Raw genomic sequence first — 20,855 nt, 5'->3', positions numbered from 1 at the left:
ATGAAGATTCAGGAATTTGAAGAGGAGTGTGATGGATTATTCCAGACAAGTGACACCTGCTTCTGAACTTTATGCAAGAGTAGAAAAGCTTCAACACTCTTTGCAGAAGAAAGATTGTGATGCTGCGTTGATAGTCCAGAAAACTGATCTGTTCTATTTCTCAGGTACTTCTCAGCAGGGATGGCTCTATGTTCCTGTTGAAGGTGCTCCGCTGCTAATGGTGTTTAAAGAATATGAGCGGGCTGTAGCAGAATCAGAGTTGCATGAGGTTGTCTCCCTTGTCAGCCCTAAGAAGATGCCTGAGGCTTTGGTAGAAAGGGGATATGTCCTGCCCAAAACTATCGGAATGGAACTGGATGTTCTCCCTGCCAACCTCTACTTTCAGTACGATTCAATATTTAAAGATTCGCAGATAGTTGATGTTTCAATTGATATTCGTCTTATCCGTGCTGTGAAATCTGATTATGAGTTGGGAATTATCGGCAAGGCCTGCGCGCTTTCGGACAAGGTTGCTGCAAGAGTACCGGAATTACTTAAGGAAGGCAGGACAGAGGTTGAAGTAGCTGGAGAATTGGAAGCGTATGCACGAAGTTTTGGCCATCAGGGAATTGTTCGTATGCGGTTATTTGGCAGTGAGCTCTTCTATGGTCATCTGATGTCCGGGCCCGCAGCTGCGGTGCCGAGCTATCTTGCTTCACCCACCGGTGGCGAAGGGGTAAGCGGACTTATAGGGCAGGGTGCAGGGTTTAAAAAAATCTGTAAAAATGAGCCTATACTGGTGGATTACGTTTTCGCACTGGACGGTTACATTTCAGATCACGCCAGAATCTTTGCTATTGGTGAATTACCGGATGAGTTGCTCGAGGCTCACAGGGCAATGCTGGAAATCCAGGAGGCAGCGTCAAAATTAGCGCTGCCCGGTGTTGAGACTGGTGAGTTGTATGATCAGATGATTGCGCTTGCAGAGAAGAAAGGCTACGGCGAAAAATTTATGGGAGTTGGCGAACGAAAGATACGATTCACCGGGCATGGTGTCGGTCTAGAACTTGACGAATTCCCCTTTATAGCAAAAGGGCAAAAGCTAAAACTTGAGGCCGGTATGGTTATAGCACTTGAGCCTAAGATGATCTTTCCCGGTGTAGGCGTTGTTGGTATAGAAAATACACATCGTGTAACTGATAAGGGATTGGAAAGATTACATCATCTCGATGATCAAATTCGTTTTATCTAAGAGGTAAACGCTATCACACCTTTTTCGGAGAATCCTATGTTCGATAACGCTGACAGTGTAGCTGATCTGGACCAAAAACAGACAGCACAATATGTGATGGATCTGTTTCACCGCATCATCATTCATCATGCCTTGTGGTATACAGAAGTGCGGCATCAGATGGGAGAAGATAAAGCATTTAAGATTCTGAATAATGCTGCCAAAACAAGTTCGCAAATACAATTAAAGCATTTGGCAAAGCTATTTGGTTTTGACATGGTTGACGGAATCCCTGAGCCGCTTCTGGCAATGGAAGATACTCAACTCCATGAACTCCGTGAGCGTGTCGCAAAAAACTGGTTGGTAAATGATGGTGTCTGGTTTCAGGCTATCGAGTTCTCCGAAGGAATGAATGAGGCTAAGCGATGTAACGATTCCTGCTGGGCCCAGTTTTCACCTTTTGAGGCGGAATCAATTCGAGAGCAACTGCAACTCGGACAGCAACCCGGCCTTGCAGGTTTGAAAAGAGCTCTGGGATTTCGAGTTTACGCTAATATAAATACCCAGTCGATTGTCGAAGAGACACCTGAATCGTTTGTGTTTCAGATGAACGATTGCCGGGTACAGAGTGCCAGAAAACGAAAAGGATTGGCAGATTATCCATGTAAATCAGCAGGTCTTGTTGAATATACGTATTTTGCCAGAGCAATTGATACACGAATAACGACAGAGTGCATTGGCTGTCCGCCGGATAAGCATCCGGATGACTGGTACTGTGCGTGGCGATTCTCAATTTCGCCAGAATAAGCTTTGTTTCCTGATTAAACCGGTTAAGGAGAAATGATGGAATTACATAATGTCCGTTTGGAAAAAGAGGGGGCAGTTGCTGTTGTCGTTATTGATCGCCCCAAAGCACTTAATGCTTTGAACTACGACACGTTAAAAGAACTCCTTTACTGTTTTAAGACTTTGGCCCAGGAAAAGGAAATCGGTGCGATTATTCTCACAGGTGGTGGAGAAAAGGCATTTGTTGCTGGTGCTGACATTTCGTATATGCAGGAATTAAACGGTCTTGAGGGTGCTGAGTTCGGCGCGCTTGGTCATGCGGTTATGGCTGCAATCGAAGATGCGCCACAACCGGTTATTGCAGCGGTTAATGGTTTTGCGCTTGGTGGTGGATGTGAACTCTCGCTTGCTTGTGATATCCGGGTCGCCTCTGAAACCGCAAAGTTTGGTCAGCCTGAGGTTAATCTCGGTGTGATCCCTGGTTTTGGCGGCACTCAGCGATTACCACGGATAGTCGGCAAAGGCATTGCGTGTGAGCTCCTATACACGGGTGACATGATTGATGCAGCAGAGGCTTTAAGGATTGGCCTGGTAAATAAAGTGGTGGCTACTGACGAATTGCTCGATACATGCAGGGTAATGGCCTCTAAAATCACGGCAAAAGGGCCGATAGCAATCCGGCTTTGCAAAGAGACGGTTAACAACGGCATGCAGATGGATATAACACGGGCAAATAGGTACGAGGCAACTCAATTCGGTCAGTGTTTTGCCAGTGAAGACCAGAAAGAAGGTATGAAAGCATTTCTTGAGAAACGTAAACCATCTTTCCAGGGGAAATAGTTTTCTATTTTTATAAAGGTAGGCTCATATGGACTTTGAATTAACGGAAGAACAACGTCTGATACAGGAAATGACACGTGATTTTGCAGCGGCAGAACTGGAACCTGTAGCAGCAGAACTTGATAAGGGCAGTGATCAGAGTGAAAAGATATTTCATAAGAATATCAGAAAGCTCGCTGAACTTGGTCTTATGGGACTAAACATCAAGGATGAATACGGTGGCTCTGAAGCTGGTGTAATAGCATTTAGCGTTGCCATGACAGAGATTTCGCGTGCTTGTGCCTCAACCGCAGTGACTGTTTCTGTAAATAATATGGTAAACGAGGTTATACAGGCGCTTGGTAGTGAAGAGCAGAAGAATAAGTATATTTCTAAGATTTGTAGCGGCGATTATCTGGCGGGTGCCTTTGCTCTCACCGAGCCAGGGGCAGGTTCTGACCCTGCTGGAATGACGACTACAGCAGTTCGTGACGGTGATGACTGGATATTAAACGGTTCTAAACTGTTTATAACCAGTGGCAACTGTGCAGGAGTTTTTGTTGTATGGGCAGTTACAGATCCGAAAGCCTCTAAAGGAAAAGGGATAAGTCTCTTCCTGGTTGAGGCAGATACTGAAGGCCTTATCGTTGGCAAAAAAGAAGAAAAAATGGGCCAGCACGCATCTGCAACTAATGAAATCATCTTTCAGAATTGTCGGGTACCGGCCAATGCTCTCATGGGAGAATTAAACGATGGCTTCAGGGTAGCGGTGACAGAGCTTGCTGGTGGCCGGATCGGTATTGGGTCTCTCGCACTCGGCCTTGGTCTTGCAGCGATGGATGCCGCAACCCGCTATTCGCTTGAGCGGAAACAGTTTGGCCAGCAGATCAGTTCTTTTCAGGCAATCCAGTGGAAGATTGCTGATATGTACACAGCCCTTGAAGCAAGCAGGTTGCTGCTCTTGAGTGCGGCATTTAAAAAAGAGCAGGGGCGTAACTTCGCCAAGGAAGCGTCAATGGCCAAAGTATTTGCAACCGAGTCGGCGAACAAGGCTTGCTACGAGGCTATGCAGATTCTGGGTGGATATGGATATACACAGGAATATCCTATTGAACGCTATACCCGTGATGCCAGAATTACCACAATTTATGAGGGAACAAGTGAGATACAGCGAGTAATCATCTCAAGAGAGATTCTACGGGAATTTTCATAATAAGAGATACTGTAAAAATCACCTGCAACACATAGAGGGTCTGATTTCTTTATGTGTTGCAGGTGATTTGCCAAACTTTCCTACAACATCCTGCATAGCTGTATTGATTCTTCAGCCCTCCCCTTCACGTAGTACTAACTCATAAAACTGAACAGTTAGAAATGGCTTGCTAGCATGTGCTGTTTACAGCTTGCTAATATTCTCTATTGTTGGATTGAATTATCGGGATCTCAGAAAGTGTTGTCTTCTCTGTCAATGATTGGGCAGGCCGGGTTATATCGACAGGAATGCCGTGCTGGTTCTGAATTACCTGCTTAAACGCGTCCTGATCTATACTATTCCATAGTCCACGTGATTGCAGTTTTGCCCTGCCATAAGTAAACATGTTACCAATTTTAGAATAGATATCTTTATGGACCTCAATGATGACTCTGTTTTCAAGCAAAGCTACTTTGACCGGTTGGTAGGTAAGTTGGATTGTGCTTCCCACGTTAATGGTCGGGAAGAAACGTTTAATATCTTCAGGGTACATCCTGATACAGCCGTGAGTTACTGTTCTGCCTATGGACCAGGCGATGTCTGTGCCGTGAATACCGTAGCTGGTACCTCGCAACCCCACCCAGTATTGACCGAGAGGATTGTCCGGACCTGGAGGTACACTGGCAATGTGATATTTGGGTCGCAATGAAGGCGGGATAAACCATGTCGGGTGGATAACCTTGTTACCGACAGAGAATGTGCCGGAAGGCGTCTGGAATTGCGGATCTCCGATACTCACCGGGAATGATCTGACAATAGAATGATCTTCTCCGTTTACATAATGATACAGTCTGAGTTCAGCGATATTTATAACTATTCCATCCTGATTCACCTCAGGCAGGATACGCTCTGTAGGGAGCATTAAGCGTTTTCCTGCAGGCGGAAGCCAGGGGTCGAGCTCCGAGTAAAGGTCGACGAGTTCGTTAAATCCCAGATCATAGTGTCTGGCTATATCGAGCAATGTCTCTTTGGGACCAACGGTATGAAAGAGAGGAGTGCCGATAACAGGTCGAATAGTGCTTTCAGATAACACTGCCTGTGATAGTGGTGGCGTATGGAACGGAGGTGTGATTGCGGGTTCAATGGCCTGAACATGCTGAATTGATTGAACCGTTTGCACAGATAACTTTGGTTGGACAGATAGAGGCGATGGTAAATGCACGTTTTTTATCGGTTGATCTGCGATTTGTCCAGAACCAAGCAGAGAGAGAATCTCCTTGCCATTCTCGGTAATTCGCCAGATCACCATCACATTTTCGCCAACATGGAAGGTGCTTAGGTCAACTTTTCTGTCATTTTTTAATAGAATTGCATCAGGAGCGAGTTTTCCGCCGATAATACGTTGCCTGTTTTTTTCTGCAATATCGATAACTGCAGTCTGCGAACGCGGTGAAACAACAATAAGCTCACCTTTACCTTTAAATTCAAGTGTAGTGGCGTGTATTGAAGGAAAAGGAGAAAAAAAGAACCAGGTGAGCGTACAGATCAGCACAAAACAGCACCTGCTCAGGTCTCGTGGCCTGCGTATTCTATAGAAGAAAAAGAACGTCTGCAGGTAAGGGAGGTGAAGAGACCTGAACCAACGTGCCGGAAGAAAATCGAGCATAATTGAACTGTATAAATCTGAGTATTGCCGCTATTTCTTCATTTTTTTATTAAATATACGTTCAGACTTGTCAGCCATCATGTCAGACTTATCTGCAGCTTTTTCTGCTCTAAGAGCGGCTTCTTCTGCGCGGGCAGCGGCCTGCTCTGCTCGTTGCACAAGAGCCATAGTGTCATCAGAGTGGGCAGATTTCATTGTGCAGCCGCTGGCAAAAAGGCTCGCTGAAAAGGCCAGCGCAACAGTAACAACAGTGAGTTGTAATTTTTGCCGCTTAAGCATGGTGTTATCCTCCGTTGTTTTGACTATGCTCACTGTTTAAGCATTTTGGATAAAATCGTAATTATCTGATTCATCCTATTCGTCCCTCACTTTTTATAGTGCAGGTAATGTAGAAAAATGCTGTTAAATGAGCTTCATTATTCTATCGTATAGGAAAGAGAATGTTTTTTGAAGGGTTGGTAAAATTTTACTCACTGAATACGTTATTATCAGTATAGTTGATAGACCTTCGGTCAGGCTGTCTGTCTTGAAATTTAAACCATCTAATTACACATATATGACCTAGCTGGAGCGTATGAAATGGAATCGACTGCAATATTTCTTGCCGGAACTCCGACTCTTGATTGTGATAATCCGGTGATTAGTGGGTTTGTCGAACAACATGTTTCGAAGACCATGAGCCAGCAGGATGCTGCAATTGCTCTTTATTACGCTGTCCGGGACCAGTTTCGTTATGACCCGTACAGGCTCGATCTTACAACAGACGGAATGAAGGCGAGTACCACTGTCGAAAAAGGGTATGGCTGGTGTGTAACTAAAGCTATCCTGCTTGCAGCCTGTTGCAGATATGTTGGAATACCGGCCCGACTCGGGTTTGGTGATGTCTGTAATCATTTGACAACAGAACGTCTTCGGGAATGGATGCAGACGGATGTTTTTTACTGGCATGGTTATACAGACATATTGCTCAATGATCGATGGGTTAAGGCGACGCCTGCATTTAACCTGGCGTTATGTGAAAAGTTCGGCATATTACCGCTTGAGTTTGATGGTGAGAATGATTCAATCTTTCATCCTTTTGATGCTTCCGGCAATAAGCATATGGAATATATAAACAATCGCGGAACCTATGCAGATTTGCCCCTTAACGAAATTCTTGATACTTTTCAGGAGCATTACAGTATGCTTTTGAGTGGAAGTGCAGATGATTTTGTGCGTGATGTTATCTCGGAATCTCAGTCCTAAAACAGCAGGTTGAGTGAGTGGGGTATAATGGTTGACGGGGCGACGAATAAAGAGTTGAGAAAGACTGTTTAAATATCTTGTAGAAAGATATGGTTGATGTATGACTTCTATTGTGAAGCTGTCCGGAAATTCACCTCTCCGTATCTCGATGTTGTTTAGGAAATATTATTTACAGGTAAGCGTATGCTCGGATGTGCGGTGTATGGTTTCGGTATATTGGAAAAATATTGATCTGAGAGGTAATGCTATTCTTGGATAGCCTCCCAGATAAGATAAAACGAGTTGTAATAAACCTCTTTAACAAAAAGAGATGATAAGGGAATAAAAAATGCCGACTTCTAAACATTGGGCCGACAGTTATGTCGAGAAAACAGTCACTGCACAGGCTGCCATTGCAAAGATATGTTCAGGGCAAAGGGTGTTTATCGGTTCCGGTTGCGGTGAACCGCAGGAGCTCGTAAGAGCCCTGACTTCGAGGGCTGATCATTTTAGCGGGCTCGAGATTCTCCGTCTGCTTACTGAAGAAACAATTTCTTTTGCTGCGATTGCTGACAGAACAAAAGACGCCAGCCTGAATATACGCTCTATTTATTTAGGATCAACACGATCCGAGGCAATTGCCAAGCATAAGCGGTTTATCACCCCGATGAATATGTCGGATATACCGTCGCTCTTTAATACGCGAAAACTGCCTTTAAATGTAGCACTCATACAGGTCTCGCCACCCGATGATTTCGGTTGGATGAGTTTAGGAATTTCCGTAGATGTAACACTTGCTGCTGCGCGATCTGCTGATTTTGTAATTGCCCAGGTCAATCCACGCATGCCACGGATTATGGGCCAGAGTTTTCTTCATGTTAATTATGTTGATATGTTCGTAGAGCATGAAGAAGCGTTGCTGTCTGTTCCCTATAAAAATCTTTCCTCAGAGCCCGAGCAACTCATCGGCAAACATATAGCCAGAGTCATTGAAGACGGTTCAACATTGCAGATAGGCCTTGATGCCGCATCGCAGGCAACTCTGCAGGCCTTATCAAATAAGAATGATCTCGGAGTGCACTCCCAGTTCCTTACTGATGATATTATGCATCTCTATGCGCGTGGTAATATTACTAATCGGCGAAAAGGGTATAATGATGGGAAGATGGTCGCTTCAATGGCTGTCGGTAGTGAGCATCTGTATGAATTTTTAAATGATAACCCTGCCATTGATTTTCATCCATCAGACTATGTTAATGACCCGTTTGTAATATCTCGGCATAATCGAATGGTTTCACTTAATGTTGCACATACTATTGATCTGACAGGGCAGATGGCAGCTGAGGCCACAGCGGCTACGCGCTTTGCCGGTATTTCCGGGATTCCTGATTTCGTCCGGGGGGCAAGAAGGTCTCCGGGAGGCAAATCCATCCTGATGATTCGTTCAACCTCAATTGGTAGTGATGGTGTGCTGAAATCAAACATTGTACCGCATATCCTCGAAGATGTAGTTGTAGTGCCTCGAGGTGATGTCCATTTTGTCGCCTCAGAATATGGCATGGTAAACCTGTTTGGCAAGAGCCTTCAGGAAAGAGTTATAGCCATGATATCTATAGCTCACCCGGAGTTTCGTGAAGAGCTGTTCGCAGCTTCCAAGGAGCGCGGCCTAATCGGAAGTGAAAGAAGTCTGGGGGAAGCTGTAAAGGCTATTTACCCTGTTAAACTTGAAGAGGTTATTGATCTTGAGGGTGAAAGAATAACTATCCGCCCATCTAAGCCGGTTGATGAGCGAAGAATTCAGGAGCACTATTACAATCTTCCCCGAGAAGATGTACTTTCCCGCTTCTTTTGCCAGAAAAGTCATTTTACCAGAGCTGATGTAGAAGCACGCTCACAGACGGATTATGTTAATGCCTTAAGTCTGGTAGCTGTGACCGGTGAATTTGGTTTTGGTAAAATTGTCGGTGTTGCCGAATCTATGCGAATCAAAGGCAGTAATATGGCGGAAGTAGCCTTTTCTGTAAGCGAAGAACTACAGGGTAAAGGGGTTGGGAAATTGTTTTTACGCAAATTGGCAGAGGCGGGTCGTGAAAGTGGCCTTGCCGGTTTGATGGCGTTTACATCACCAGGCAACCAGGGCATGATACGGCTGTTTCAAACGCTTCCCTACAAAGTTCGCAAAAAACTTGAGGATGGTGATTTGCTGCTGAGTTGCCGGTTTGATGAGCTTGCAGATCAGGGCAAGAATACGTAAACCGAGCTAATACAAAATACCCATACACTGAGAACAACACAGGTTGCCCTGCCGGGGGAAAGTCCCTGTCCGCCGATCAGGCTCTGCCTCAGCAACCAGCAGGACCACCAGAATGCCAGCAGGGTAGGTAGTATGAATTGTGGACTGGTCAGGTGATCGGGTTGAAAGCGGATAGTGTAATTGAGCACAGGTGCCAGAATCCAGAAAGGTATTGCTGAGAGCCCGATCAGATCAAGTGTCAGGCTAAATGTACCGTTACCGCCAAAAGCCTTTGCCGCTGCCCAATAGACCAGAGTACAGCCAACTATGGCAATAACCATGGTGAAAATGCCGGAAAGAGAAAAGAGAAACGGGGTTATAAATACAAATTTTCCGGTAAGAGGTAACCCGGGAGTTTCTTTCACTAAGCCTGCAAGGTCTGACATTCCAAAAAGAATCCCAAGAATAATGATGTTGAGGATAACGAATTTTCGAACTTTCCCCTCATTTGCCAGGTGGAATATATTTTCTTCCCCAAAGAGCGATCCTTTAAAGTATTCGATATAATTCATTTGCTCACTTTCGCTGTATTTGAATAAAGAAACATATGACTGCCTCCTGCCAGATCGAACCAGGCAGGAGGCAGTTTTTGAATATAGCAGTATTACCGATTTTTTAACGGATACATGCTGTTACCAGCCGCCCGGCATTATTGCCCATACGACAAAGAACAGGCTGATGCCGGAAATGATTACCCCTGCCATGGTGCTGTTGTAGCGCTCTTCGTTATAGACTGTCCAGCCGTGAATTCCGTCTACAAGCTTTTTGTCTGCTTCATGAGGGATTTTTTCAAGCAGTGCAGGAATTTTGTTAGTTATTAATGAAACAACTGTAAGTACCAGAAAGCTTAAAGGTACGCATAAAAGCGCGCCTGACATACCCAGTTTGGCTGGTAGGCCACCAGCGATGGTGAGGTTTGGCAACACATACGGTGAAACCATAATATACGTACCTCCGCCAATAATGGCTGCGGACATCGCACCATACCGATTAGCCTGTTTCCACCATACGCCGAGAATCACGAGAGGCGCAACTGTAACACCGGCAAGGCCGAAGGCCCAGAGGATGGAAACAACCAGAAACGTCGGTGGTTTAAGTGCAATCAGGATACTCACAAGACCTGCACCAAAAATTGCCGAATAATTGACGATTTTTGTTTTATTTTCTTCCATGTCCGGCTTGAGGGTATGGATGATATCCTGGGCAATAAGTGCACCGATGGCCATCAGGTTGGCAGATATAGTTGAGAGTCCGGCAGCAATAGCACCGGCAATAACCAGGGCAAGTACCCATGGTGGGTTGAAAACACTGTTGAGGATGAGGGTGATCTTGTCAAGGTCAGCCGGAGCAATGACTGTACCTGAGGTTGCTTGAAAGAATACACCTGAAAAACCCATGGTGTAGGTTGCACTGAAGGTTATACCACAAAAAAAGGTAAACCAGACCATCGCGGCTCTGGCACTTTTAAGGTTCTGAGCGGTGTATATCCTCATTCCAAGATGCGGTAGGCCCATTGCACCGATTGTAAAACACGGGATAAGTGAGAAGTACCATTTGAAGCCGTACTTCATATCAAAAAAGTCAGGAACAGCATCAAGCATGGCTGGAACCATATCGGCATAGAGCAGTGGTGGGAAATACCAGCCGGAGCCACCCATTGCTTTCATGATAGCGCCCAGAGGAATGATAAAAGCAACACCCATCAACACCATCTGAAAGGCAGCGTTGTAGGATGTACCGTACATACCACCGATAGCAACGTAACCGACAATAAGAGCACCACCACAGATAAGTGCGACGTTATAATTGATACCGAAAAGCATCTCGAAGACTTTAGCCACGCCGATCATCTGACCGAGTGCATACATCACCATAATCAGGATCATGAAAATGGCGACAACATACGACGTTCGCAATCCATAACGTTCACGAACAAAGTGGGCGGGTGTGAAGGCGCCCATTCTTCGAAGCGGGGTTCCGTACCAGAGAGTGATGAGCGGAATGGAAAGACCAAATTGTATCCACATGTATACAAATGGTACTTTCAGTTTAAGGATGAGTGCGGTAACACCTAAAAAGGTTGCCAGGCTCATATAGCTTGAAGCCATTCCAAGGCCGTTAGCCAGTGAGCCTATTGATCGTCCGGCAGTCCAGTAGTCTGTTGAAGATTTTGCAGCTCTAGCGGAATACCAGCCGACAAAATAGAAAAATGCAAACGATGCAGCAACAAAGATGATCCCCATGGTAGGATCAGCGAGTACCCATTTATTTGGTTCCATATTATCACGTTCCCCTATTGACCGGATTAAATCTCGTCGACAACGCCGTCCATTTTCTCAATTTCATCATCAAGCATGTTCGTGAGTTTTGCCTGGACAGTAACGATAGCCATCAGACCAAGCCAACCCATAATTACGGGGATGATGTATTGAGAGGGAAAACCAAATACCATGTGTCCCTGCAGAGAGGGAAATGCGACAAACAGCAGGCCGAGATGGCCTGACATGAGCAGCAAAACACTGAAACCGAGCGTGTACCATATTTCCTTTTTATACGCCTTATTCATTCTTGCCTCCTTAAAGATACTGAAAACCCTGAATCATCTTTTCCTCAAACATCTGGAAAACATCAGTTGCTGGTGATCGCCCACTGTAAATTGTCAAAACAAGGGATACGGCAACACTATTCTGTTACCTGAGTATCTGCAGTTGTCGCGTTTTACCTCCTTTTGGAAAAGGTTTACTACTTTACCTTTGTGTGTTTATGATTAGAAACTAGGTTTCTGAAAAGAGTCAACACACAAAGACCTGTGGTGATAATATTTTGTACATCAAAAATGAGGCTCGTCGTGACGATCAGAAACGACGGTAATCTTTTAATAGGTGTATCTACGTAGTCTCTTACTGAAAACGGTTAATTGCAAGTGAATCGTTGTTACTCTCAAAAATATATCTTCGACATATCAGGTGCATGTCTGTGGCATAATGTATCGAGTGCCACGATTGAAAAACAGTGCCCTCGTTACAAAATGAAACTACTTAAAAATGATGTGCGTTTTCGAAGAATAAGCGTTAGAACAAAAGTGCTATGAACGAGCGCTCGCTCATCTTTATTTTGTAGAATATCTGATGAGAAGTGTCAATAAAATTTATACATAAGAAGTGTGATAGAAGAGCTGGTAAGAAGCTGTTTATCCAATTACTGATAGTCGAGTATTGTGGTTGGTGTTAGGTAAGTTGCAGATAAGTATTGGGTAATTTACAATTTGCTGATCGCAGACAGGAGATTCTTCACGAAGAGAGAGGCTGGAATAAATTAGGAGGTCACTGTAATGAGTTGTGACACAGATAAGAAAAGAACTGCAAAAGGTAGAATAATCCTCAATACAGGGCATGGAAAAGGTAAGACTACAGCTGCTCTTGGAACCGCATTCAGAGCACTCGGCCATGACCATAAAGTGTGTGTTATTCAGTTTCTTAAAGGCCAGGGGGATTATGGTGAGCGGTTGATGGCTGATAAATTCGCTAATCTCGATTGGTTTATCTGCGGTAAGGGATTTGTTTTTAATAAAGAAAACATTGAAGCAGATAAGTTGGTGGCAGAAGAAGGTTTCGCTCTGGCTAAAGAGAAAATCGAAAGTGATGAGTACGATCTCATTATTCTCGATGAGATCACCTATCTGCCATTATTCGGATTTCTCGAAGTTGAGAAAATCGTTGATCTTGTAACCAATAAACCCGAGCGATTGACTATTATCATGACAGGGCGTGATGCCCATGAGTCTCTTGTCGAGATTGCAGATACCGTTTCTGTAATTGACCCGGTGAAACATGCCTATGACCAGGGAATAAAAGCGCAGAGAGGGGTGGAATATTAATTGGTTTGTGACAAATTATGGTGTCATGACCTCATGTGTTTCCACCTGAAAAAGGTACTTTCCATCTGAATCACTGAGTCTTCGTTTGTCTCGTTATTTTTCAAAATTTGATCCTCCCGGTAAGCGGGGAACGAGACTTCGAGATGTGAGATATGGCTGCGGTACAATTTTTTGAGCCCCTCGATTCAGATGAGAAATCATCGTTTCGGGATGAAGCCTAACGCGTTTTTCGCTCATCATTCGCTTTTATTATTATCTCTTCCACTGCGCTGAAAACCAAAACGAGGATAAAGCTGTTACTACGTGGAAATCAGAAAAAACATTCTAAATAACTCAAACATAATAGCTACAAACGAGGTGTGCCATGCTGGGTGCAGGTGCGTTGTCAGGTGTGAAGGTTCTTGATTTATCCCGTTTGCTTCCTGGGCCGTATTGTTCGATGATTCTTGCTGATCATGGTGCTGAGGTGATTGCCATTGAAGATCGCAGGTTTTTAGGGGATGGTCTGTTTTTTGATGAGATTAACAGAAACAAGAGACATATGTCGCTTAACCTCAAAAGTGATGAAGGGAAAAGAATTTTCTTCAAACTTGCAGAACGTGCCGATGTGGTGTTGGAAGGCTTTCGTCCGGGCGTTGTTAAGCGATTAGGTGTTGATTACGATAGCCTGCGTGAAATTAATCCTGGATTGATTTACTGTTCAATCTCCGGTTATGGGCAGACTGGAGAAAAACGTGACGATCCCGGGCATGATGTGAACTACTTGAGCACTGCAGGGCTTCTTCATCTTATTGGAGAAAAGGATAATGCTCCGGTGATCCCTGGGATTCAGATTGCTGATATTGCCGGTGGTTCTATGCAGGCAGCCATCGGTATTCTCCTCGCGTTGTATCAGCGGGAAAAATCTGGCAGGGGCCAATATATAGATATATCGATGACAGACGGTGTTTTGGGGCTGTTGACTCTGCCTCGCTTCCTCGAAAAAGCCTATGGTGAGACTCCTGTACGATCAGATACTACACTTTCACATCGCTATGGCTGTTATAATACGTATGTAACTAAAGATAGCAGGTATATAGCACTTGGTGCAGTTGAGAACAGGTTCTGGAAAAAACTCTGTGAACGTCTCGGCAAACCTGAATATGCGCAGTTGCAGTACGATAATGAACATCGACTTGAAATCATATCCTGGTTACGCCATACATTTAATTCTGAAAACCGAGATTATTGGGACAATGAACTGACAGGATTAGGTGCCTGTTATAGTGCAATAAGATCAATCGATGAAATTCTTGATGATGCTTTATTTAAAGAGCGCGAGATGGTTTGTGAGTATTTAGGGAAAGATGGAAAAACGCATAAAACGTTTGGTATTCCGGTCAAACTCAGTGAAACACCAGGGGCGTTGCGCTCAGCACCGGCAGAGTTTGGAGAGCATACTCGCGAGGTGTTGCTGGAATTGGGATATAGTGAAACCGTAATAAAAGAATTTTCAGAAGAAGGTATTGTGTAGCCAGCCAAATATCAGACGATACCCCTGTACGTTGAACGGAGCAGCTAATGAGTCTGGAAAACGAAAACTTTTTTAAGCGTTTTGCACAGGTGAGTAAATCTATAAATACAGGTGTAAACAGTGCTGAAATATTTGCTTCCATTGTTGGACATACCAAAGAATGCCTTTCAGCTGGAGGGGCATTTTTCTGGATACTTGATGACAGTACCAGCCGGATAGAATCGGTTACGATGAAAGGCCCTGCCCATGGGGATGTTCCGAATCTTAATTATTCCGCACTCAGTACCCTTTTTAGATCTCGCGCCAGTTCTGTTGTCAATATTACAAATATTGGAGAAGATTCTCGTTTTGCAGGAATTGCCTGCCCGGAAATTTTTGATAACGGAGCTATGTGTGGCGTTTCCATGGATATCTCTAATTCCTATCGAGCTATTCTTGCAGTCTGGTTTGCAACACCGCGTTGCTTGAATGAGGTGGAGCAGGATCTGTTAATGGCGTTTGCTGAGCAGGGCGCAAGTGCCGTACATAAAGCCTTGATGTATGACACGCAAATGGTTGAGAGTTTGCGTCAAATGGTTGAAGGTTTTGCTCTTGTTCTTGAGGCAAAGGATGAAATGACTCATGGGCATTCGATCCGGGTGGCACGGTTTGCTCGATTACTGGCTGAAGAACTCACGTTGTCTCCGCACGAAAGGGAGATAATTTATCATGGCGGTCTACTCCATGATATTGGGAAAATTGGTCTTGATGATGCAATAATCGAGCGTCTTGGCATATTGTCGAAAAATGAGCGAAACGTAATCCAGCAGCATCCTGTAATCGGTGCACGCATTCTTCGTCCTCTCAAGTTTTTGAGTGATGTCCTCCCCATCGTTTTACATCACCATGAGCGTTTTGACGGCACGGGTTACCCAGACGGATTAAAGGGTGAAGATATTCCAATTGGTGCCCGCGTAATAACTGTGTGTGATGCCTTGGAGACTATGCTTGCCGGGAGAAAGCATATGCGCCGAATCCGACTTGCTGATGCGATTGGCATATTGCAACGAAACGCAGGAAGTCAGTTTGATGCGACACTTGTTGAATCGCTTTTTGCAGTCATCAGTAAAAAGCCTGATCTTTTCAGTGAGAATGGGAATACTCCGCAAGCGCTACGTATACACAGGGAAAATCTCAAACGATATTTTGACATTACACCTTCAATATTTATCTGAATCGACATGAGGTATATTCAGGCATTTCCTATTCCAGGAGATGCCTGGGGTTCGTATGTTGTATCTTCCATGCAAGGTTGAAAACCGACCAGTATCAAAGGAGACGCAATGGGCCGAAAATTGAAAGAAAATAGCTGGTTCAGGTTTATTCTTGCCGTAATCTTTCCTGCTCTTCTTGCAGTCCTTATTTCTGTTGGATCGATCTATCGGGTTATCATCCCCGCCTTTACAGATAGTTTCATGGGGGCAAAACGGGAAATGCTCCGTGAACTGTCAAATGTGGCATGGAGCGTGATGGATATGTATCACAAAGAGGAGATTGCAGGGACCCTGACCAGAGAACAGGCACAGCGTCATGCATTAGATGAGATAGAGCATTTACGCTACGGTAATGATGGCAGAGATTACTTCTGGATCAATGACATGCAACCGCATCTCATTATGCACCCCTACTCCAAAGAATTAATAGGTACCGACCTTGGAAATTTCCAGACTCCTGAGGGGAATTATCTGTTCAGGGAAATTCTGGCAACGGTTGAGCATCGTGATAGCGGCTTTATTGATTATCTCTGGAACTGGAAATACACGGATGAAAAAATTGTTCCGAAACTTTCATTTGTAAAAAAGTTTTCCCCTTGGAACTGGGTAGTAGGGACAGGGGTTTTCTTGGATGATGTAGAGATTAAAACACGTGAAATAACGGGAAGTCTCTCTGTTATGACCTTTTCAGCGGTCGGCTTGATCACTCTGCTGCTCATGGTTGTTACTTTTCATAGCTTGAATATTGAGAGGCGAAGGAGAGCCGCGGAAGAGAATCTTGCAGAGTCTGAAGAGAAATACCGCGTTCTCGTTGAGGCGGCTGTTGAGCCAATAATGATGGTGTTTGAAGAGTTGGTGATCTATGCCAACGGGAGTATGGAGCAACTTCTGGGCTACAAAACGTTTGAACTTGAGGGAGTTTCTCTTGCAGAACTGGTAGGGCACGATTTAGATGCGCAGGGCGGGAAGAACGGAGTTACAGATATTCTCGCAGAAGCTATGGGCAGAGATCCAGACGGGTCTTATGAATGTAATCTAAAGACCAAAGATGGAAACGTTCTGCTGGTTCACGCGGCCATAACAGAAAAAACGTTCGGCAGGCAGAATGTTCTGGTTATCTCGGTACGTGATGTACGTGCTGCCAAACGAGTTGAAAGACAGCTTTTGGAGAGCAGGGAGAATTTTCGTCAGATCATATCTGATCTTGAGATAGGTGTATTTAAGGTCGATGCGGATGGACAACTGAAGATTCTTGAGGCCAATAATACGATAGCTTTACTGGCAGGTGTAAATAATGAGGAGGCGCTCTTAAAGCGCAATTTGCTGGACATCATAGAAACTCCCCGCGGTGGGGCATCGTTAACAGAACTATTACAAAGCGATAAACGAGTCAGGGGGAAAAACTATATTGTAAAGTCGAGCGAAGGTAAATCTACGCCAGTCTCGCTATCTATGGTTCCTGTTACTGATGAAAATGATGGGCTGTTGCATTATGAAGGTTTTATGCTTGATATCAGCGCTCAGGAAAAACGTGAAGAAGAGCGGGAGAGGTTTATTGTTGAACTCCAAACCTCGATGTTATTTCTTAATCAGCCTATTCGTACAATCCTAACGTCCTATATACACTGTGATTTGCATACCACTGTTCATGATGCTGCCCGCGTAATGTCCAGAAGTGTTCATAACAACATTCTTGTCTCAAGTGAATCTGGTCAAATGATCGGTATTATAACCGATTCGATTCTGTGTGAGCGCATTTTGGCGAGGAACCTGTCTGCTGAGACACAAGTATATGAAATCATGAGTTCACCGCTTACCTATATTGAGGATAGTGCACTCATATATGAAGCACTGTTGAAGCTGCAGGAGCGGGGAGGCCACCATCTGGTAGTGCGTGAAAGTTCGGGCGAAATTGTCGGTGTTGTGACAAACGAACAGCTCCTTAACGTACATCAATATTCATCGTCATTTATGTTGAGTGAAATTAAGAAAGCAGAGTCTGTGGAAGATTTGCAAACCAGCCAGGCACGCATGCCGCGAATGGTTAAAGCCTTGAGTGACAGTGGTTCGCATGCAGGCAATATTTCGAAGATGATTACAAATATAAGTGATTCGATTTTTGTTAAGATTATCGACATGACGATAAAAGAGCTTGGTGCCGCGCCGGTTTCTTTTGCGTTTATAAGTCTTGGAAGCGAGGGGCGCGGAGAGCAGACACTGGCTACAGATCAGGATAACGCGATAATCTATGCAGATGTTGAAATGCAGCAGGAAGATGAAGAACACGTAAAGAAATATTTTCTGCGACTTGGCAATAAGGTGTGTACCCGTCTGGATCAGGTTGGATATCGTTTCTGTAAGGGGGAGGTGATGGCTATGAACCAGAGATGGTGTCAGCCATTGTCGATATGGAAAACGTATTTCAGAGAATGGATTGCTGAGTCCAGCCCTGAAGACCTTATGGAGGTAAGTATATTTTTCGATTTCAGATGTATTTATGGAGAGGATCGATTTACTGAAGAGCTTCGAGAATATGTGCAGCTGAAAACAGCTCAGCAGATGCCGTTTTTCATTCAGCTCGCTCAAAACTGTCTCGATTTCAAGATTCCGGTAGATTTTTTTGGTAAGCTTAGTGTTGAGTCGGGGGGAGAACACCCAGACACTTTTAACATGAAACATGCACTTGCGGTTATTATTGGCTTTGCCCGGATTCAGGCAATTTATCATGGCCTGAAACCGACAGGTACTTTGCAGCGACTCGCTGGTCTGCTTGAAATGAAAGGTATCTCAAATAGTCTTCATGATGAGATTGTTGAGACGTACGATTTTCTCATGCGACTTCGATTTAAGCACCAGGTACTTTGCGTTGATGAAGGAAAGGAACCTGATAACCATATACCACTGAGCCATCTGACTCATATGGAAAGAGAGATGTTGGAGAAGGTATTTGGGCAGCTGGGTGATCTGCGAAAAAAACTGTCACAACTAGGGAAAAGTGAGTTGTTCTTTTAAAGACTGAGTGTCAGAAACATAACCCTGTCGATATGCGCTGCCGGTAGAGTTGAAAAGATATGCAACATACAGAGAAAAGCCTGTCGTAGTCGCAGTGAATGCGTACATGCAGGCTATTCTCTATCGTAATGCTTGTGAGTGTGCTCCTGAAGATCAGGATCTGCTATTCGTCATCCAGCATGTCCATGAGTTCAGCTTGAAAAGTCTCGTCAGACATGAGCTTCATTGCAATGGCTTGGCATAATTGCGCGGTTATACCATCCTGGTCTCCAGATGCGACGTTGACACTTATTTCATCGGCATCATCAACTTCCAGTATCAAGGCTGACTGATTGCTTTTAAGTTCCACTGTGTACTACTCCTTCTGTTTCCGTGTTTTATAATCTTCTGCCCATGGCAGATCGTGCATCGTTTATCCTTAAAAAATAGAAAATAAAGAATAAAAAATAAAACGGCACTATACCAAGAGTGGGACGAACTTCACTATAATTAGCCCGATCTCTTCATGGACACCGCTGTAGACAAATGTAACCAGTTAAAACTCCGCAGGGTTTATTTTGCGGCGTTGAGTGCCTGATCAAGGTCGGCAAGTATATCATCCGGATGTTCGGCCCCTACGCATAGGCGGATCATATTGGCCGGGATGCCAGCCTTCTTACGTCCTTCTTCACCTTGCTGCTGGTGGGTGGATATGGCCGGGATCGTTGCCACAGACTTTATCCGTCCAAGATCCGTTGCCCTCCAGATGCGTTTGAGGTTGTCGAAAACACCTCTGGTTTTTTCTGCTCCGCCTTTTACGCAAAACGACATGAGATGCCCGTACCTATTGACCGGCTTGTTGTACAACTCGTCATATTCCGCATCGACTAACCACATATACTTACTCGCCAGTTCATGTTGCGGATGATCGGGTAATCCAAGATATTGAACACTTTCTACTTGAGGATGACTGTTCAGACTACGGGCTATCTTCATGGTGGAGCGACTCATAAGATCCATCTTTGAGCGAATAGTACGCATATCGTTTAAGCTCATTACTGCCTGTAAGGGATGGAGATTTGGGCCGAAATCCCTGTTTTGCAGCAATTTGACGTTAAGGGCAAAGTCTTCTTTTAACTCATCATCAGAGAATTTTGATGTAAGATTTTTTCTGGCAATAACAGCTCCTGCTATGCCGAACCCACTACTGGTCAAACTTTTGGTAACAGATTGAACCACAATATCTGCACCATGGGAAATCGGTCGTAGAAGGGCTGGAGTTGCGATGGTTGAATCACATATCAGCGGGATTTCATGGCTGTGAGCCAGATCGGCAACTGCTTTGATGTCGAAGAAACTGAGTTGTGGATTACTGGGGAGCTCACCATAGAGAAACCTGGTATTTTCATCAATTTTGGAATTCCATTCATCGAGATTGGTTGCATCAAGGACCCAACGGCATTCTATATTTCTTTCCTGCATCAATCTAATTGAAAACTGTTGGAACGTGCCGCCATAGCACTGAGCAGTTGCCACAAAATTTCTCGGTTCAGCGGGTGTGTTATACACGTGTAGAAAAGGTTGAACTGCGGTCATGATGGCAGCCATACCAGAGGATGTTGAGCAGCAGGTGGTTTCACCATCGAAGCCATATCCTTCAAGCAGGGCGAGAGTCCACTCGTAATAATACGTTGAAGGATTGGCTATTCTGGAATAACACCATGTCGGGATTTTATACGCTAATGCTGCTGCCATTTCATCAGAATCACGATATGCCTGGGAGGTGCTCATAAATATCGGTTCGATGATTGATCCCTGATAGTCGTTTATTGCATCAGTAACCGAATACAGACCGTGTACCGCAATTGTGTCGAATTTCCATTTTTTCACCTCGTCCTGTATATATTGGGATCGCTTGGCGAGGTAGGAATTATTACGGTTAATATAGTCTTGCATCCCTGGCGTGATGATATCATTCTCGTTAGACATGAGCGTATTCCTCTTGAGAAAAGTCAGATATGAAAAACATCA

General features: G+C 44.5%; 17 protein-coding genes. 10 read left to right on the top strand and 7 right to left on the bottom strand.

The window, feature by feature from the left end:
• Positions 1–31 precede the first annotated feature (31 nt).
• Genes FCL46_RS13675 through FCL46_RS13660 form a run of 4 tightly spaced genes read left to right on the top strand, consistent with a single transcriptional unit; the run spans position 32 to position 4,028 of the window.
• Positions 32–1,231: a M24 family metallopeptidase gene (locus FCL46_RS13675; protein WP_228723395.1), complete on the top strand. Its 1,200-nt coding sequence runs from the start codon at positions 32–34 to the stop codon at positions 1,229–1,231.
• Between the two features lie 36 nt (positions 1,232–1,267).
• A complete protein-coding gene (locus FCL46_RS13670; RefSeq protein WP_136807783.1) occupies positions 1,268–2,017 on the top strand; it encodes a DUF6125 family protein in 750 nt (249 codons plus the stop codon).
• Positions 2,018–2,053: 36 nt separating this feature from the next.
• Positions 2,054–2,836, top strand: a complete 783-nt coding sequence (locus FCL46_RS13665; RefSeq protein ID WP_136807914.1) for a short-chain-enoyl-CoA hydratase — start codon at positions 2,054–2,056, stop codon at positions 2,834–2,836.
• 28 nt (positions 2,837–2,864) lie between these two features.
• Positions 2,865–4,028 (top strand): acyl-CoA dehydrogenase family protein, encoded by a 1,164-nt coding sequence (locus FCL46_RS13660; RefSeq protein ID WP_136807785.1) that lies wholly within the window; start codon positions 2,865–2,867, stop codon positions 4,026–4,028.
• A gap of 193 nt (positions 4,029–4,221) precedes the next feature.
• Here FCL46_RS13660 and FCL46_RS13655 read toward each other — a convergent pair whose 3' ends face one another.
• Both FCL46_RS13655 and FCL46_RS13650 read right to left on the bottom strand, forming a co-directional pair.
• Positions 4,222–5,673, bottom strand: a complete 1,452-nt coding sequence (locus FCL46_RS13655; RefSeq protein WP_136807787.1) for a L,D-transpeptidase family protein — start codon at positions 5,671–5,673, stop codon at positions 4,222–4,224.
• Between the two features lie 30 nt (positions 5,674–5,703).
• Entirely contained in the window at positions 5,704–5,952 is a 249-nt protein-coding gene (locus FCL46_RS13650; protein ID WP_136807789.1) for an alanine-zipper protein, read from the bottom strand.
• A 300-nt stretch (positions 5,953–6,252) separates the two neighbouring features.
• Here FCL46_RS13650 and FCL46_RS13645 point away from each other — a divergent pair, with 300 nt between their 5' ends.
• Positions 6,253–6,918, top strand: a complete 666-nt coding sequence (locus tag FCL46_RS13645) for a transglutaminase-like domain-containing protein (protein ID WP_136807791.1) — start codon at positions 6,253–6,255, stop codon at positions 6,916–6,918.
• A gap of 328 nt (positions 6,919–7,246) precedes the next feature.
• The gene (locus tag FCL46_RS13640; RefSeq protein WP_136807793.1) at positions 7,247–9,151 is read left to right on the top strand and encodes a GNAT family N-acetyltransferase; all 1,905 of its coding nucleotides are present in this window, start codon (positions 7,247–7,249) and stop codon (positions 9,149–9,151) included.
• Here FCL46_RS13640 and FCL46_RS13635 read toward each other — a convergent pair.
• The 3 genes from FCL46_RS13635 to FCL46_RS13625 all read right to left on the bottom strand — a co-directional run bounded on the left by FCL46_RS13635 (position 9,133) and on the right by FCL46_RS13625 (position 11,756).
• Positions 9,133–9,702: a YIP1 family protein gene (locus FCL46_RS13635; protein WP_136807795.1), complete on the bottom strand. Its 570-nt coding sequence runs from the start codon at positions 9,700–9,702 to the stop codon at positions 9,133–9,135. The two genes, FCL46_RS13640 and FCL46_RS13635, sit on opposite strands and share 19 nt — an antisense overlap.
• 120 nt (positions 9,703–9,822) lie before the next feature.
• Positions 9,823–11,469, bottom strand: coding sequence for a sodium:solute symporter family transporter (locus FCL46_RS13630; protein ID WP_136807797.1), 1,647 nt, complete (start codon positions 11,467–11,469; stop codon positions 9,823–9,825).
• 26 nt (positions 11,470–11,495) lie between these two features.
• On the bottom strand, positions 11,496–11,756 hold the full coding sequence (locus tag FCL46_RS13625; protein ID WP_136807798.1) for a hypothetical protein: 261 nt from the start codon (positions 11,754–11,756) through the stop codon (positions 11,496–11,498).
• A gap of 765 nt (positions 11,757–12,521) precedes the next feature.
• Between FCL46_RS13625 and cobO the strand changes: the two genes are divergently transcribed.
• The 4 genes from cobO to FCL46_RS13605 all read left to right on the top strand — a co-directional run bounded on the left by cobO (position 12,522) and on the right by FCL46_RS13605 (position 18,845).
• Positions 12,522–13,067 carry a cob(I)yrinic acid a,c-diamide adenosyltransferase gene (gene cobO / locus FCL46_RS13620; RefSeq protein WP_136807799.1) on the top strand — a complete coding sequence of 182 codons (546 nt, stop codon included), beginning with the start codon at positions 12,522–12,524 and terminating at the stop codon, positions 13,065–13,067.
• Positions 13,068–13,431: 364 nt separating this feature from the next.
• Positions 13,432–14,580 (top strand): CaiB/BaiF CoA transferase family protein, encoded by a 1,149-nt coding sequence (locus FCL46_RS13615; RefSeq protein WP_136807800.1) that lies wholly within the window; start codon positions 13,432–13,434, stop codon positions 14,578–14,580.
• A gap of 47 nt (positions 14,581–14,627) precedes the next feature.
• Positions 14,628–15,794: an HD-GYP domain-containing protein gene (locus FCL46_RS13610; protein WP_136807801.1), complete on the top strand. Its 1,167-nt coding sequence runs from the start codon at positions 14,628–14,630 to the stop codon at positions 15,792–15,794.
• Between the two features lie 108 nt (positions 15,795–15,902).
• Positions 15,903–18,845 (top strand): DUF294 nucleotidyltransferase-like domain-containing protein, encoded by a 2,943-nt coding sequence (locus tag FCL46_RS13605; protein ID WP_136807802.1) that lies wholly within the window; start codon positions 15,903–15,905, stop codon positions 18,843–18,845.
• A gap of 163 nt (positions 18,846–19,008) precedes the next feature.
• On the opposite strand, the gene FCL46_RS13600 is transcribed toward FCL46_RS13605, so the two are convergent.
• The gene (locus tag FCL46_RS13600) at positions 19,009–19,194 is read right to left on the bottom strand and encodes a twitching motility protein (RefSeq protein ID WP_136807803.1); all 186 of its coding nucleotides are present in this window, start codon (positions 19,192–19,194) and stop codon (positions 19,009–19,011) included.
• Between the two features lie 203 nt (positions 19,195–19,397).
• Complete coding sequence (locus FCL46_RS13595) at positions 19,398–20,813, bottom strand: PLP-dependent transferase (RefSeq protein WP_136807804.1); 1,416 nt, start codon at positions 20,811–20,813, stop codon at positions 19,398–19,400.
• Between the last annotated feature and the right edge of the window lie 42 nt (positions 20,814–20,855).

The sequence above is a fragment of the Desulfosediminicola flagellatus genome, from assembly GCF_005116655.2.
Lineage (GTDB): Bacteria > Desulfobacterota > Desulfobulbia > Desulfobulbales > Desulfocapsaceae > Desulfopila > Desulfopila flagellata.
This window is presented reverse-complemented; position numbering and strand designations above follow the sequence as displayed.

Coding starts and splice junctions, on each gene's coding strand:
- FCL46_RS13675 (WP_228723395.1), top strand. CDS start 32: ATGGATTATTCCAGACAAGTGACACCTGCTTCTGAACTTTATGCAAGA.
- FCL46_RS13670 (WP_136807783.1), top strand. CDS start 1,268: ATGTTCGATAACGCTGACAGTGTAGCTGATCTGGACCAAAAACAGACA.
- FCL46_RS13665 (WP_136807914.1), top strand. CDS start 2,054: ATGGAATTACATAATGTCCGTTTGGAAAAAGAGGGGGCAGTTGCTGTT.
- FCL46_RS13660 (WP_136807785.1), top strand. CDS start 2,865: ATGGACTTTGAATTAACGGAAGAACAACGTCTGATACAGGAAATGACA.
- FCL46_RS13655 (WP_136807787.1), bottom strand. CDS start 5,673: ATGCTCGATTTTCTTCCGGCACGTTGGTTCAGGTCTCTTCACCTCCCT.
- FCL46_RS13650 (WP_136807789.1), bottom strand. CDS start 5,952: ATGCTTAAGCGGCAAAAATTACAACTCACTGTTGTTACTGTTGCGCTG.
- FCL46_RS13645 (WP_136807791.1), top strand. CDS start 6,253: ATGGAATCGACTGCAATATTTCTTGCCGGAACTCCGACTCTTGATTGT.
- FCL46_RS13640 (WP_136807793.1), top strand. CDS start 7,247: ATGCCGACTTCTAAACATTGGGCCGACAGTTATGTCGAGAAAACAGTC.
- FCL46_RS13635 (WP_136807795.1), bottom strand. CDS start 9,702: ATGAATTATATCGAATACTTTAAAGGATCGCTCTTTGGGGAAGAAAAT.
- FCL46_RS13630 (WP_136807797.1), bottom strand. CDS start 11,469: ATGGAACCAAATAAATGGGTACTCGCTGATCCTACCATGGGGATCATC.
- FCL46_RS13625 (WP_136807798.1), bottom strand. CDS start 11,756: ATGAATAAGGCGTATAAAAAGGAAATATGGTACACGCTCGGTTTCAGT.
- cobO (WP_136807799.1), top strand. CDS start 12,522: ATGAGTTGTGACACAGATAAGAAAAGAACTGCAAAAGGTAGAATAATC.
- FCL46_RS13615 (WP_136807800.1), top strand. CDS start 13,432: ATGCTGGGTGCAGGTGCGTTGTCAGGTGTGAAGGTTCTTGATTTATCC.
- FCL46_RS13610 (WP_136807801.1), top strand. CDS start 14,628: ATGAGTCTGGAAAACGAAAACTTTTTTAAGCGTTTTGCACAGGTGAGT.
- FCL46_RS13605 (WP_136807802.1), top strand. CDS start 15,903: ATGGGCCGAAAATTGAAAGAAAATAGCTGGTTCAGGTTTATTCTTGCC.
- FCL46_RS13595 (WP_136807804.1), bottom strand. CDS start 20,813: ATGTCTAACGAGAATGATATCATCACGCCAGGGATGCAAGACTATATT.